This is a genomic window from Rugamonas rivuli, from assembly GCF_009380165.1.
Classification (GTDB): Bacteria; Pseudomonadota; Gammaproteobacteria; order Burkholderiales; family Burkholderiaceae_D; genus Rugamonas; species Rugamonas rivuli.
Map to the genome: position 1 here is coordinate 308456 of NZ_WHUF01000006.1, position 14006 is coordinate 322461.

Genomic DNA, 14006 nt, shown 5'->3' on the forward strand with positions numbered 1-14006 from the left:
AACGCGATGTGGCAGGAATTTTTCCGTTTCGATCTGCGCTACCAGCTGCGCCAGCCGCTGTTGTGGGTACTGACCTTGCCGCTGATGGCGGCGGCCTTCCTGACCGCCGGCAGCAGCAGCTTCCGGCTGGGCGGCGGCATCGGCAACGTCCATCTGAACGCGCCGGTGGTGGTGGCCAACCAGCTGGGCGTGTTGAGCATGATCGCCATGTTCCTGGTGGCTGTGTTCATCGCCGGCGCTGTGCTGCGCGACAGCGACGCCGGCATTGCCGACCTGCTGTACGCCACGCCGATGCGCAAGCGCGACTACCTCGGCGGCCGTTTCATGGCGGGCTACGCGGCCTGCCTGCTGGTGTTCGTGCTGGTGGTGCTGGCGATGGTGCTGGGTTCCGCCACCTCCGGCGCCGATCCCGAGCGGCTGGGGCCTGTGTCGGCAGCGCCCTACCTGTGGAGCTTCGCGGTCTTCATCGTGCCCAACCTGCTGTTCGTGGCGGCGCTGCTGATGCTGCTGGCGGTCGCCGCGCGGTCGATGTTGATGGTGTATGTCGGCGTGCTCGGATTTTTCGTGCTGTGGGCGATGGCGGGGCTGCTGGCCAGCCGGCCCTCGGGTGCCGTCGTGGCGGCGCTGCTCGATCCCTTTGGCGTGCGGGCGCTGTCGCAGGCAACGCGCTACTACAGCGGCGCCGAAATGAATACCAGGCTGCCCGCCATGAGCGGCCTGCTGCTGATTAACCGCCTGCTATGGTCGGCGCTTGCCCTGGCCCTGTTGGCGGGCACTATCCGGCTGTTCAAGCCGCAGCGCGCCGGGACTGCCGCGCGCTGGAACGGAAGGTTTGCGCGCATGGTGCGCGGGCTTGCGCCGCAGGCCCCGGCCGCATCCACCGCTTCGGCGTCGGCATCGGCGTCTTCGTCTGCGGCGCGCGCACCGTGGCGTCCCGTGACGCCGCGCTTCGGCGCAGTTGCCGCGTGGTGGCAGTTCTGGGCGCTGCTGCGGCTCGACGCCGCCGGCGTGCTGAGAAGCGTGCCCTTCCTGGTGATGCTGTTGCTGGCGCTGGCCAACTTCGTCGTCAACGTCAGCGTCGGTGGCATGCGCTTCGACAGCGTGCCGTATCCGCTCACGCGGCTGATGCTCGATGAACTGAGCGATGGCATCAACTTCGTGCTGTCCATCGTGCTGCTGTTCTACAGCGGAGAGCTGGTCTTCAAGGACCGCCAGGCCAAAATCGCCGACCTGAGCGAAGCGCTGCCGGCGCCAGGCTGGCTGCCGTTGCTGTCCAAGTGCGGCGCGCTGGTCGCCGTGATCGCCGTCTTCCTTGGCGCGGGCGTGCTGGCCGCCATCGCGATGCAGGTCGTCAAAGGCGGCGCGCCATTGGAACCGCTGCTTTACCTGCAAGGGTCGCTGCTCAACGCCGGCTACTTCGTGCTGCTGGCGATGGCCTTGCTGGCGATACAGGTGCTGGTCAATCACAAGTTCATCGGCTATGCCTTGTCCATCCTGCTGGTCTGGCTCGATCCGCTGCTGGGTGCACTGGGACTGGAGCACCGCCTGTACCGCTACGCCGCGCTGCCGCAGCTGGTGTACTCCGACTTGAACGGCTACGGCGGCTTTGTCGCGGGCTGGCTCTGGTTCGCGCTGTATTGGGCGCTGTTCGCGGCGGCGCTGCTGATCGTGGCGCAGGCCTTGCAGCAGCCCGCCCGCGCCGCCGGCTGGCGCCTGCGCTGGTCGCGCGCAGCGGGCCGCCTGCGTGGCGTGGGCGGCTGGGCGCTGGCCGCCAGCCTGGCCGGCTTCGCAGTCACCGGAGGCTGGATCTACTACAACACCAATGTGCTGAACCGCTATCAATCCAGCGCCGAGCTGCTCGACGATCGCGCCGCTTACGAAAAGCTGTATCGCCAGTACCAGGGACTGCCGCAGCCCGGCATCACGGCGATCAAGGCGGATGTCGCCATCTATCCGGCGCAGCGCAGGCTGGCGATGCGCGGCAGCTACCGCCTGACGAATCGCGGCACGACGCCGATCGACACGCTGCGCCTGCAGACCGACACCGCCGCCGCCACCAGCTTCCCGAACCTGCCGCCCTACAGCGCGATCGTCGACGATCGACGCTTCGGAGTGAAAGCGATCAAGCTGAAAACGGCGCTGGCGCCGGGCGCCGCGCTGGATCTCGCTTTCGTCGTCGATGTGCGCCACGATGGCTTTACCAACAGCGGCAAGCCCGATGGCTTGAACCTGAACGGCACTTACTTCACCATCGAGAACTACTTCCCGCGCCTGGGCTACAACCCGTCGCTGGAAATCGAAGACCGCGGCGAACGGCGCCTGCGTGGCCTGGGCGAGCCGCACGGCATGCCCGACCTGGACGACCCGCGCGCCCGCTACAGCAACTACTGGAAGCAATGGGGCATCGACGCCGACTTTGTCGACTTCGACACCACAGTTTCCACCAGCGCCGACCAGACGGCGATCGCACCGGGCACGCTGCAGCGCAGCTGGGAACGGGATGGCCGCCGCTATTTCCACTACCGGATGGAGCGCCCGGTGCTGCCGTTCTTCTCCTTCCAGTCAGGCCGCTGGCAGGTGCGCAAGGAGCAGGCGGACGGCGTGGCGATCGAAGTGGATTACGACGCCCGGCACGCCTGGAACATCGACAGCATGACCGCCGGCGCGCGCCAGGCCTTGCAGTACTACGCGGCGCAGTTCGGCCCTTATCCTGACCGTCAGCTGCGCATCGTCGAGTTCCCGCTGTACCAGCAGTACGCGCGCAGCTTCCCCGGCCTGGTGCCGTTCTCGGAATCGCTGGGCTTCATTAGCGACCTGCGCGACCCGGAAGGCGTGGACCATGTGTTCTATGTCACCGCACATGAAGTGGCGCACCAGTGGTGGGGCGACCAGGTGATCGCGGCCAATGTGCAAGGCAGCGGCATGCTGACCGAATCGCTGGCCGAGTACTCGGCGTTGATGGTGATGGAGCGGCAGTTCGGCGCGGACAAGGTGCGCCATATCCTGCGCTTCGACCTGGACGCCTACCTGAGTGGCCGCGGCAAGGAACTGGGCGAGGAGCGGCCGCTGTACCGCAGCGAGAACCAGGCCTACATCGAGTACCGCAAGGGCAGCCTGGTGTTCTACCGCTTGCGCGACGAAATCGGCGAGGCGGCGCTGAACCGCGCGCTCAAGGCCTTCCTGGACAGGCACCGCTACCGCAGCACGCCGTATGCGACCAGCCGCGATCTGCTGGCCTTCATCCGCGCCGAAACGCCGGCTGGCAAGCAGCAGTTGATTACCGATCTGTTCGAGCGCATCGTCCTGTACGACAACCGCATGGTGGCGGCCGATGCGCGCCGCCGCGCGGACGGCCGCTGGGATGTGACGCTGAAGCTGCGGCTGGCGAAACTGGAAGCGGATGGCAAGGGCCGCGAGACGCAGCGCGCCTATGACGAACCGGTGGAGGTGGCGGTGTACGCAGGCGGTTCAACGCGGCGCGAGCTCTATCGCGGCAAGCATCAGCTGCGGGCGGGCGAGGCCACCGTGACGGTGACGGTCGACCAGTTGCCGGCCGAAGCGGCGCTCGATCCCCGCCAGCTGCTGATCGACCGCAATCTGGCCGACAACCGCAAGCCGGTGCAGCTCACAGCCGATTGAGTTGTTTGAACAGGATGGCGCGGCGGCGCGACATGCCGACCCTCAGGTCGCCCTGCAGCGTCAGCGCCATGCCGCCGGCCGGCGCCGGCGCGATGCCGGTGACGCAGGCGAGATTGACGATCTGGCTGCGGCTGACGCGCATGAATTTGGCGGCGTCGAGCCGCGCCTCCATTTGCGACAATGAACGCAGCAGCAATGGGCGGTGATGGTCGAAATACACGCGGGTGTAATTGCCCTCCGACTCGAACAGCACGATGTCGTCCAGCGCGACGAACCAGCAGCGTTCTCCATCCTTGATGAATACCTTGCCGTCCGGCGGCGGCGGTGGTTCGGCCGCAGCGGCGACGGGCGCTGGCAAGCGCTTTTGCAATGCCTGCGCCAACCGTGGCGGATCGACGGGCTTGAGTAGGTAATCGAGCGCACTGACGTCGAAGGCGCGGATCGCATAACGGTCGTAGGCGGTGGTGAAGATCACGGCGGGAGGCGGCTGTTCCAGCGCCGTCAGCAGATCGAAACCGCTACCGTCGGGCATTTGTACATCGAGGAAAATCAACTCCGGCGACAGGCGCGCGATCTGCTGCAGGCCTTCCTGCACGCTGGCGGCCTCGCCGACGATTTCCACCTGTGGATGTTCCAGCAGCAGGCGCCGCAATTCGTCGCGGGCCAGCCGTTCGTCGTCGATGATCAGGACGCGCATGCATTCTCCTTGGGCAGTGTCACGGTGGCGACGACCCAGCCGTCTTCCTCGGCCAGCAGGCAGCCGGCGCCGGGGCCGAACAACAGCACCAGCCGTTTGGCGGCATTGGCCAGGCCAAGACGCGTGGAGGTACTGTCGGCCGCCAGCCGCCCTTGGTTGGCGACGCGCAGCAGCACGGCGCCGCCGCCGGATTCGCGGTGTGCGGTGATGTGCACCTGGCAGGGAGCGACGCTGCGCTCGACGCCGTGCTTGATGGCGTTCTCCACCAGCGTTTGCAGCAGCATGGGCGGCAGCATCACGCCCTCCAGGCCGGGCGCGATATCCTGCGCCAATTGCAGGCGGTCTTCAAAGCGCAGCTTCTCCATGCCCAGGTAGGCTTGCAGCGCCGCCAGCTCCTCGTCGAGCCGCACGGTGTCCGCCATGCCGGCCTGCAGATTGTGCCGCATCATGCCGGACAACTGGCCCATCGCACGCGCGGCGGCCCGCACGTCCTGGAACATCAGCGCGCGGATGCTGTTCATGCTGTTGAAGAAAAAGTGGGGATTGACCTGGGCCTGCAGGGCGCGCAGTTCGGCGTCCTTGACGTGGATTTCCAGTTGCAGCTTTTCGATTTCCAGCTGCGTGGCGCGGCGCCGCGACAGCGCCAGCGTGTAGAGCAGGGTCCACAGCGCGAACAGCGCGAACCACAGCACGGCGAGGATGGCCAGCGTGGCCGCCACCTCGTCGTTGTCCTTGAGGATGGCGCCATTGCGGAACAGGAGCTCGGCCAGCAGCACCGACGCGGTCTGCACCGCGCTGAGCACCGCCAGGCCGGCGGCGATGCGCGCCAGCGGCAGCCCGCGCGGCTGCTCCAGCCAGCGGGAACGGCGCAGCCAGGCGCGCCAGCCGTGCGACAGCGCGAGCCCGGTCAGCGCGCAGAAGATTTTGGCGACCGAGAACCACAGCACGTAGACCGTAAAACCCTTGCCCCACGAGGAGTAGACACCCAGCGCCGCCAGCGCGCCCCAGCCCGCGCATTGCGCAAGCCAGTAGTCGCGGCGGCTGCCGGTCAGGGTGTCGGGCTGCATGCGGTGGCGGTCAGCCCTGTTGCAGCGGGATGATGCCGGGCACGGTGGTCGGCGTCGAACATGGCTCTTCGTCGAAGGCGATGTCGCCCAGCGGGTTGGCCTGGCCGTCGGCCTTGATGTCCTTGAAGCCGAACAGGTCGCGGTCCATCAGGTGCGACGGCACCACGGTCGACAGCGACGAGAAGATGTTCTCCACACGGCCGGGGAATTTCTTTTCCCAGTCGCGCATCAAGCCCTTGATCTGCTTGCGCTGCAGGTTCTCCTGCGAGCCGCACAGGTCGCACGGGATGATGGGGAAGCCTTTGACTTCGGCATAGCGCTCGGTGTCTTCTTCCTTCACATAAGCCATCGGGCGGATCACCATGTGCTTGCCGTCGTCCGACACCAGCTTGGCCGGCATGCCCTTGAGCTTCCCGCCGAAGAACATATTCAGGAAGAAGGTCTCCAGGATGTCGTCGCGGTGGTGGCCCAGGGCGATCTTGTTGCAGCCCAGTTCATCGGCCACGCGGTACAGGATGCCGCGGCGCAGGCGCGAGCACAGCGAGCAGGTGGTTTTACCTTCCGGGATCAGGCGCTTGACGATGCTGTAGGTGTCCTGGTTCTCGATGTGGAAGGGGATGCCCAGTTCCTTCAGGTAGGCCGGCAGGATGTGGTCGGGGAAGTTGGGCTGCTTCTGGTCCAGGTTGACGGCGACGATCTCGAAGTTGATCGGCGCGCGTTCGCGCAGCGTCATCAGGATGTCGAGCAGCGCGTAGCTGTCCTTGCCGCCGGACAGGCAGACCATGACCTTGTCGCCGTCTTCGATCATGTTGAAATCGCCGATGGCCTGGCCCACCAGGCGGCACAGGCGCTTGTGCAGCTTGTTGTTCTCCAGCGCGATCTTCTCGGCGGACTTGGTGGAGGCGGCGGCCGGTGCGGCCGCTACGTTGTCGAGTACTGCGTTCATACATTTCCCTTGATCTTGAATACTTCCACGCCCACGCCTTCGCAGTCCGGATACACGTCCGGCTTCATGGTCGATACGCGGGCCGCGCGCACGCGCGGGTGTTCCAGCATGGCGCTGACGATGTCGTCGCACAGGCTTTCCTGCAGATGCACGTGGCCGCGCGCCATCAGCTTGGCGATGGTGTCGCGCATGAAGTCGTAGTCCACCACTTCTTCCAGTTGGTCCTTGACCGGCGTGGAGACGGCCAGCGGGATGTACAGGTCGACGTTGATCAGCAAGCGCTGCTCGCCCTTTTTCTCGAACTCGTAGACGCCGATGTTGATCAACACTTCGTAGTTGCGCAGGAACAGGCGGCGGCAGTCGTTCAGTTGCGGGTGTATCAGGGCGGACAGCATAGTTTTACCTTCTTCAGATTGAATTCGTTTGGCCAGCTCATTTCGCCAAAAACATCACGTCGCGCGGCAGCGGCATCAGGTGCTGGCCGCCGTCGACCAGCAGGGTGGTGCCGGTCAGCGCGCGTGCCGTGGCAGCGTAGACCACGCTGTCGGCGATATCTTCCGGGGTGCTGGAGCGGCCCAGCGGGGTTTGCCGGTGCGCGTTGGCGAAACCGGCGTCGGTCTGGTCGCCGGACACCATGGTGATGCCGGGCGCGATGCCGACCACCCGCACCGCCGGCGCCAGCTGCTGCGCCAGCATCGTGGTGGCGGTGTGCAGCGCCGCCTTGGACAGGGTGTACGACAAAAAATCAGGATTGAGATTGTACAGTTTTTGGTCGAGCAGGTTGATTACCACGCCTTGTTCGCCCGCACCCAGGGCCGCGTGCAGCGCCTGCGCCAGGATCACCGGCGCGGCGACGTTGGCGCGCATGTGGGCGTCGAGGCGGGCGGCGGTGAAGTCGGCGGCGCTGTCGTAGTCGAACAGCGAGGCGTTGTTGACCACGCAGCGCACAGCGCCCAGCGCGGCCACCGCCTGCGGCAGCAGGGCGCGCACGGCTGCTTCGTCGGCCAGGTCGCAGCGCAGGGCGACGGCGCGGCGGCCCAGCGCCTCGATGGCGGCGGCCACTTCGCGTGCCTCGGCTTCGGACGCGCGGTAGTGCACCGCCACGTCCCAGCCGGCGCGCGCCAGGCCGAGCGCGATGGCGCGGCCGATGCGGCGGCCCGCGCCGGTGACCAGGGCGACGGGGGCTGTGGATGGATTGTGCTGTGCTGTCATGTGCTGTCTGAGTGTGAAAATGGCGGCCCGGCGTGCCGATTCGCTACAATGCCGGTTATGTCCCTACCTGTACCTTCAAGCGACGCGCTGGCCGCGTCCCACGCCCTGTCGCACCTGATCGCCGCCGAAATCTCGCGCAACGACGGCGCCATCTCCTTCGCCCGCTATATGGAACTGGCCCTGTACGCCCCCGATCTGGGCTACTACAGCGGCGGCTCCGCCAAACTGGGCAAAGATGGCGATTTTACAACCGCACCGGAGCTCACGCCGCTGTTCGGCTCGGCGGTGGCACAGGCCGCAGCCGCTATTATCGCCCAAAGCGCGCCGCAGATCCTCGAATTCGGCGCCGGCACCGGCAAGCTGGCCTTCGACATCCTGACCGAGATGGCCGTCGCCGGCGTGGCGATCGAGCGCTATTTCATCGTCGAGCTGTCCGGCGAGCTGCGCGCGCGCCAGCAGGAAAAGCTGCGCGATTTCCCGCAGGTGGTGTGGCTCGATGAATTCCCCGACGCCTTCGACGGCGTGGTGGTCGGCAACGAGGTGCTCGATGCGATGCCGGTCCACCTGATCACCCGCCACCCGGAAGGCTGGCAGGAATTGCAGGTGACGGTGCGCGACGGCCGCTTCGATTATCTCGAAGCGCCGGCCGGCCCCGAGCTGCTGGCGCAGATCGCGCTGCAGATTCCGGAGCACGACAGCCTGCCGGTCGGCTACGTGACCGAAGTACACGGCGTGGCCTGCGGCTTCATGGCCACGCTGGCGCGCATGCTGCGCAACGGCCGCGCCAACGCCGCTTTCCTGTTCGACTACGGCTTCCCGGCGCATGAGTACTACCTGGGCCAGCGCGCCACCGGCACGCTGATGTGCCACTACCGCCATCACTCGCATCCGGACCCGTTCTACTACCCGGGCCTGCAGGACATCACGGCCCACGTCGATTTCACGGCGATGGCGCTGGCGGCGCAGGAGGCGGGCGCCGAGGTGCTGGCCTATCTGAACCAGGCCGGCTTCCTGATCGGCGCCGGCGCCGGCGACCTGCTGCTGCGCACCGACCCGTCCGACGCGATGCGCTATCTGCCGCAGGCCAAGGCGCTGCAAAAGCTGCTGTCGCCGGCGGAGATGGGCGAATTGTTCAAGGTGCTGGTTATCGGCAAGAACGTAGTCTTGCCGGACGCCATCACCGCCCACGACCGCAGCCACCGCCTGTAGACTGAATGTCACAATGGTCGGAATAGCAAGGTGATTCCTTGCTTGATCGCTGAGTTTTGCCGCGCCAGATCGGCTATGATGAATGACGCGCGCTCGCTGGACAATTATTGGAACGATGGCAAAGATACACACACACTATGACAACCTGAAGGTGTCGCGCATGGCGCCGCAGGAGGTCATACGTGCCGCCTACAAGGCGCTGAGTCAAAAATACCATCCGGACAAAAATCCGGGGGATGAGAAGGCTGCGCGCATCATGGCCATTCTCAACAGCGCCTACGATACTCTGTCCGACGCCCAGCGCCGCAAGGAGCACGACGAGTGGATCGCCGCCGAGGAGTGGGAGATCGAGTGGCTGGAGAGCACCCGCCACGAGGACGGCCACGGCCACCGCGGCGCCGACAAGCACCGCCACGATGCGCCGGACCGGGCCTGGAGCCCGGAACCTGTCGACGAAAGCCCGCGTCCGCGCCGGCCCGCCGCATGGAAGTGGTGGGGCGGCCTGGCGGCCAGCCTGCTGGTGGGCTGGGTGGGCGGCGTGGCCATGGTGTCCGAACCGCACCTGCTATCGTCCGCGCTGGCCTCGGCCTGGGGCGGCAAGGTGGATGACGGCGCCAGCCGCGCGGTGCAGCGTGTCGCCGCGCGCGATCCCAAGGCCGAGATGCGCGAAGCCTGGGCCTCTACCCAGCCTTACTATCCCGAAGCGAATGGCAGCCGGCCGGCGCCGATCCGGGTGCAGGCGCTGTCGCAGGTGATCCTGCCGAATGCGGCCGCCGATTGCGAGAGCGAGACCCAGACCCTGGTGGCGCCCAACGGCGAGCCGTGGCCGACGCAGTCCGGTTACATGACCGGCTTCCCGGTCGGCAACCGGGGCGACGATATGCAGCTGATGCTCGACAACGCCGGCAACGCGTCGGCGGTGTTCATCAAGATCTACGATACGGAGCGCCATTCGAACGTGCGCTACGCCTATGTGCAGGCGCACGACAAGCTGGTGGTCGACAAGCTCTCCAACGGCAAATACGAAATCCGCTACCAGAACCTGGACGTGGGCGCCAACCAGAGCGGTTGCGCGCCGGCCAGCCGCACGGCGGCGGCCAGCACGGCCACGCCGGCCGCGCCGGTCAACAACTAAACCCTAGAACTCTTCCCACTCCGAGCCCATGTCCGCCTTCGCCTTGGCGGCGGGCTTGGGTGCGGCCGGTGCTTTTGCCTCCGGCCTGGCTGCTGCCGGCTTCGTCGCGGCGGGCTTGACTGCGGCCAGTCGCGGCGCGGCGGCCGGCGCCGCCGCCTTGACTGCCGCCGGACGGGCGGCGGGGGCGGCTGCGGCCAGTGCCTCGTCCAGCTTGAACACGCTGACCGAGGCCGACAACGTCGCCGCCTCGTCCTGCATGCTTTGCGCGGCGGCTGCCGCCTGCTCGACCAGCGCGGCGTTCTGCTGGGTCATCTCGTCCATCTGCGAAATCGCCTCGTTGACCTGTTCGATGCCCAGGCTCTGCTCCTGGCTGGCCGAGGTGATCTCCGCCATGATGTCGGCCACCTGCTGCACCGAGGTGACGATCAGGCCCATGGTCTGGCCGGCCTCGTCGACCACGGCGCTGCCGCCGTCGACCTTTTCCACCGAATCGTCGATCAGCACCTTGATTTCCTTGGCCGCCGTGGCCGAGCGCTGCGCCAGGCTGCGCACCTCCGACGCCACCACCGCGAAGCCGCGTCCCTGCTCACCGGCGCGCGCCGCTTCCACCGCCGCGTTCAGGGCGAGGATATTGGTCTGGAAGGCGATGCCGTCGATGACGCCGATGATGTCGACGATCTTGCTGGAGCTGGCCTTGATCGAGCCCATGGTGTCGACCACCTGGGCCACCAGCTCGCCGCCGCGCGTGGCCACCGACGACGCCGAGATCACCAGCTGGTTGGCCTGGCGGGCGTTGTCGGCGTTCTGCTTGACGGTGGAGGTCAGCTCTTCCATGGTGCTGGCGGTCTGCTCCAGCGAGCTGGCCTGCGATTCGGTGCGGCCCGACAGGTCCATATTGCCGGTGGCGATTTCGCCCGAGGCCTGGTTGATGGTGCCGGTGCTGCGCCGCACTTCGTGCACGGTGCGCGCCAGGCTGGCGTTCATGTGCTGCAGCGCGTCCAGCAGCTGGCCGGTTTCGTCGCCGGCGTTGACTTCGATGCGGGTGCTCAGGTCGCCGGCGGCCACCGACTTGGCGATCGCCACCGCCTCTTCCAGCGGGCCGGTGATCGAGGCCGTGATCCATACCGCCAGGCCGCCGGAGACGATCAGCGCCACCACGCCCAGCACCACCATCATGGTGCGCGAGAAGTCGATGTGGCCGGTGGCCACCTTGCCGCCGTCCTCGATGTCGCTCTTCTGCTGCTTGACCATGTCGCCGGTCAGCTCTTCCAGCGAGTCGAGCAGCGGGAAGGTTTCGCTGTTCATCAGCGCGGACGCCTTGTCGCGGTCGTCCGCCTCGACCAGGTCGGCCACCTTCAGGAAGGAGGTGTTGTAGGCGGTGCGCGCCGCCTGGATCCTGGCCAGCAGCGCCTTCTCTTCCGGCGTGTCGGTCAGCTGGGCCAGCGTGGCCAGGGCGGCGTCGATGGCCTTCTTGTCCTGGTCGATGCGCTCGTAGCTCTTGGCGCGCTGGGCCTTGTCGGTGATGACGAACAGGGCCAGCACGCGGCGCGCATCCTCGCGCGCGGCGGCGTCGATGGTGGCGGCGGCCGAGGCGCTGGGCCAGTCGCGTTCGACGATGCCCTTGGTGCTCTGGCTGATGGCGCCGAAGCGGCCGATGGCGGTGACGATCATGATGAGCATCAGCAGCACGACCAGGCCGAAGCCGGCGCCGAGGCGGGTTTTGATTTTGAAGTCGGTCAGTTTCATGGGGCGTTGGTCGGGTAGGGGGTCAGGTGGCGGTGGCGACGTCCATCAGGCCCATCTCGGCGCTGGACATCAGTTTGTCGATATTGACCAGGATGAGCATCCGTTCGTCGATGGTGCCCAGGCCTATCATGTAGTCGGAGCTGAAGGCGGTGCCCATCTCCGGCGCCGGCTTGACCTCCTCGGGCATGAGCGTGGTGACGTCGGACACCGAGTCGACCACCATGCCGACCACGCGGCCGCCGATGTTGAGGATGATGACCACGGTGAACTGGTCGTACACCGGCTCGCCCAGGTTGAACTTGATGCGCATGTCCACCACCGGGATGATGATGCCGCGCAGGTTGATGACGCCCTTGATGAACTCGGGCGCGTTGGCGATGCGGGTCACGGTCTCGTAGCCGCGGATCTCCTGCACCTTGAGGATGTCGATGCCGTACTCCTCCGCGCCGAGGGTGAAGGCGAGGAATTCCCTGCCGGCGATGTCCGATGCGCTTTCTTGCATGATTGTGGTCCTTGAAATGTTGATCTGACCGCTGATCGTCTTGGTCGCCGACAGCGCCGCAAACCTTACAATGACGGCCCTAGCGTATCAGAGTCGGGGCCCGATGACGAGCGCGGCCCGGCACCATAAGGGCGAAAAGAACACGCATGTTGCTAGCAATTTCGAAGGGGGTTGTCACAGGGGGGGAATCTGATTATGCTAGGCCTAAGACAGCCACGGGCCTAGCCCCAGGAGACGCGCATGACCGATTCCAACGCCGCAGACGACAACTGGCTGATCCAGGAGGACGAGGAAACGGCGCCGGTTGCCGGCTCCGGTTCGCCGGACCAGCGCCTGTGGCGGGTGCTGATCGTCGACGACGACGTCGATGTCCATGCCGTCACGCGGCTGGCGCTGCGCAACGTCTCCTTCAAGGGCCGCGAGCTGGAGCTGTTCTCGGCCTACAGCGGCCGCGAAGCCTACGACTTCCTGCGCGACACGCCGGACATCGCGCTGGTGCTGCTGGACGTGGTGATGGAAACCGACGACGCCGGCCTGCTGCTGGCCCGCCGCATCCGCGAGGAACTGCACAACGCCATCGTGCGCGTGGTGCTGCGCACCGGCCAGCCGGGCCAGGCGCCGGAGCAGCGCGTCATCATCGAATACGACATCAACGACTACAAGGCCAAGACCGAGCTGACCACGCAGAAGCTGTTCACCACGGTGATCTCGGCGCTGCGCGCGTACGAGAGCCTGAACATGCTCGAACGCAGCCGCATCGGCCTGGGCAAGATCCTGGCCGGCGCCACCAATCTGTACCAGATCCATTCGCTGCGCGAATTCGCTTCAGGCGTGCTGAACCAGGTCAGCGCCATTCTCGATGTCGGCGCCGACGGCGTGCTGTGCCTGATGCAGGGCGACACCGGCGTCACCAGCGTGGTGGCGGCCACCGGCGGCTATGCGGCGCTGAGCGAATCGGAACTGATGCCGACCGGCCATCCGCTGTGGCCGACCATCGCCAAGGCCTTCGCCGAAAAGAAAAGCCAGTTCGACCACCCGGCCAATGTGCTGTTCATCCACACGCAGGAAAACCGCGAGGTGGCGATTTCGGTCACGCCGCCGTGGCCGCTGGCGCAGATCCAGCGCGACTTGCTGGAAGTGTTTTGCCAGAGGATAGCGGCCGCGTTCGACAACCTGTATATGTTCGGCCAGCTGCGCAAGGCGCAGGAGGCCACCGTGGTGGCGCTGGCCGACCTGGCCGAGTTCCGCGACAGCGGCACCGGCGGCCATGTGCGCCGGGTGCAGATGCTGTCGTCGTCGCTGGCGCAGCGGCTGGCCGCGCGCGGCGCCTACGCCGACGAGCTGACGCCGCAGCTGCTCGACATGATAGGCCTGGCCAGCATCCTGCACGATGTCGGCAAGGTCGCCACGCCGGACCACATCCTGCTCAAGCCGGGCATCCACACGCCGGAGGAGCGGGCCGAGATGCAGACCCACGCGGCGGTCGGCAAATCGATCCTGGAGCGCGCCGCCAACATGGTCGACGGCGTCAGCTACCTGACCTACGGCGCCGAGATCGCCGGCGGCCACCACGAGCACTACGACGGCAACGGCTACCCCAACCAGCTCAAGGGCAAGGAGATTCCGGTCTCGGCCCGCATCGTCGCCGTGGTCGACGTGTTCGATTCGCTGCTGCACGAGCGTCCGTACAAAGACCCATGGCCGCACACCGAGGTGATGACCTACATCACCGACCGTTCCGGCAAGCAGTTCGACCCCGAGGTCGTGGCCGCGCTGCTGGACTTGATCGAGCGCGACCCGACCATCGGCCGCACGCCGGACTAGGCTGCGCGCCCACGGGCGGCAGCACGCCA

At 66.6% G+C, this 14006-nt stretch carries 11 protein-coding genes; 4 read left to right on the forward strand and 7 right to left on the reverse strand.

The window, feature by feature from the left end:
- Positions 1-6: 6 nt before the first annotated feature.
- Positions 7-3639 (forward strand): M1 family aminopeptidase, encoded by a 3633-nt coding sequence (locus GEV01_RS22975; RefSeq protein WP_152807827.1) that lies wholly within the window; start codon positions 7-9, stop codon positions 3637-3639.
- On the opposite strand, the gene GEV01_RS22980 is transcribed toward GEV01_RS22975, so the two are convergent.
- From GEV01_RS22980 to GEV01_RS23000, 5 genes are read right to left on the reverse strand one after another with little or no spacing between them, the layout of a single operon-like run.
- Positions 3626-4336 (reverse strand): LytR/AlgR family response regulator transcription factor, encoded by a 711-nt coding sequence (locus GEV01_RS22980; protein WP_152807828.1) that lies wholly within the window; start codon positions 4334-4336, stop codon positions 3626-3628. The two genes, GEV01_RS22975 and GEV01_RS22980, sit on opposite strands and share 14 nt — an antisense overlap.
- A complete protein-coding gene (locus GEV01_RS22985) occupies positions 4324-5403 on the reverse strand; it encodes a sensor histidine kinase (RefSeq protein WP_152807829.1) in 1080 nt (359 codons plus the stop codon). Before GEV01_RS22985 ends, GEV01_RS22980 begins: the two co-directional genes overlap by 13 nt.
- A 10-nt stretch (positions 5404-5413) precedes the next feature.
- Positions 5414-6349, reverse strand: coding sequence for a tRNA 2-thiocytidine(32) synthetase TtcA (gene ttcA, locus GEV01_RS22990; protein WP_152807830.1), 936 nt, complete (start codon positions 6347-6349; stop codon positions 5414-5416).
- Positions 6346-6744, reverse strand: a complete 399-nt coding sequence (locus GEV01_RS22995; protein WP_070359386.1) for a dihydroneopterin aldolase — start codon at positions 6742-6744, stop codon at positions 6346-6348. The genes ttcA and GEV01_RS22995 overlap by 4 nt, the downstream gene beginning before the upstream one ends.
- A 37-nt stretch (positions 6745-6781) precedes the next feature.
- The gene (locus tag GEV01_RS23000) at positions 6782-7561 is read right to left on the reverse strand and encodes an SDR family oxidoreductase (protein WP_152807831.1); all 780 of its coding nucleotides are present in this window, start codon (positions 7559-7561) and stop codon (positions 6782-6784) included.
- A gap of 57 nt (positions 7562-7618) precedes the next feature.
- Between GEV01_RS23000 and GEV01_RS23005 the strand changes: the two genes are divergently transcribed.
- Positions 7619-8770, forward strand: a complete 1152-nt coding sequence (locus GEV01_RS23005; RefSeq protein ID WP_152807832.1) for a class I SAM-dependent methyltransferase — start codon at positions 7619-7621, stop codon at positions 8768-8770.
- 115 nt (positions 8771-8885) lie between these two features.
- Entirely contained in the window at positions 8886-9905 is a 1020-nt protein-coding gene (locus GEV01_RS23010; protein ID WP_152807833.1) for a J domain-containing protein, read from the forward strand.
- Positions 9906-9908: 3 nt separating this feature from the next.
- Here GEV01_RS23010 and GEV01_RS23015 read toward each other — a convergent pair whose 3' ends face one another.
- Together GEV01_RS23015 and GEV01_RS23020 are read right to left on the reverse strand one after the other, a co-directional pair.
- The gene (locus GEV01_RS23015; protein WP_152807834.1) at positions 9909-11651 is read right to left on the reverse strand and encodes a methyl-accepting chemotaxis protein; all 1743 of its coding nucleotides are present in this window, start codon (positions 11649-11651) and stop codon (positions 9909-9911) included.
- A gap of 22 nt (positions 11652-11673) precedes the next feature.
- A complete protein-coding gene (locus GEV01_RS23020) occupies positions 11674-12153 on the reverse strand; it encodes a chemotaxis protein CheW (RefSeq protein WP_152807835.1) in 480 nt (159 codons plus the stop codon).
- 240 nt (positions 12154-12393) lie between these two features.
- On the opposite strand from GEV01_RS23020, the gene GEV01_RS23025 reads away from it, so the two are divergent.
- Complete coding sequence (locus GEV01_RS23025; protein ID WP_152807836.1) at positions 12394-13977, forward strand: DUF3369 domain-containing protein; 1584 nt, start codon at positions 12394-12396, stop codon at positions 13975-13977.
- Positions 13978-14006 lie beyond the last annotated feature (29 nt).

Coding starts and splice junctions, on each gene's coding strand:
- GEV01_RS22975 (WP_152807827.1), top strand. CDS start 7: ATGTGGCAGGAATTTTTCCGTTTCGATCTGCGCTACCAGCTGCGCCAG.
- GEV01_RS22980 (WP_152807828.1), bottom strand. CDS start 4,336: ATGCGCGTCCTGATCATCGACGACGAACGGCTGGCCCGCGACGAATTG.
- GEV01_RS22985 (WP_152807829.1), bottom strand. CDS start 5,403: ATGCAGCCCGACACCCTGACCGGCAGCCGCCGCGACTACTGGCTTGCG.
- ttcA (WP_152807830.1), bottom strand. CDS start 6,349: ATGAACGCAGTACTCGACAACGTAGCGGCCGCACCGGCCGCCGCCTCC.
- GEV01_RS22995 (WP_070359386.1), bottom strand. CDS start 6,744: ATGCTGTCCGCCCTGATACACCCGCAACTGAACGACTGCCGCCGCCTG.
- GEV01_RS23000 (WP_152807831.1), bottom strand. CDS start 7,561: ATGACAGCACAGCACAATCCATCCACAGCCCCCGTCGCCCTGGTCACC.
- GEV01_RS23005 (WP_152807832.1), top strand. CDS start 7,619: ATGTCCCTACCTGTACCTTCAAGCGACGCGCTGGCCGCGTCCCACGCC.
- GEV01_RS23010 (WP_152807833.1), top strand. CDS start 8,886: ATGGCAAAGATACACACACACTATGACAACCTGAAGGTGTCGCGCATG.
- GEV01_RS23015 (WP_152807834.1), bottom strand. CDS start 11,651: ATGAAACTGACCGACTTCAAAATCAAAACCCGCCTCGGCGCCGGCTTC.
- GEV01_RS23020 (WP_152807835.1), bottom strand. CDS start 12,153: ATGCAAGAAAGCGCATCGGACATCGCCGGCAGGGAATTCCTCGCCTTC.
- GEV01_RS23025 (WP_152807836.1), top strand. CDS start 12,394: ATGACCGATTCCAACGCCGCAGACGACAACTGGCTGATCCAGGAGGAC.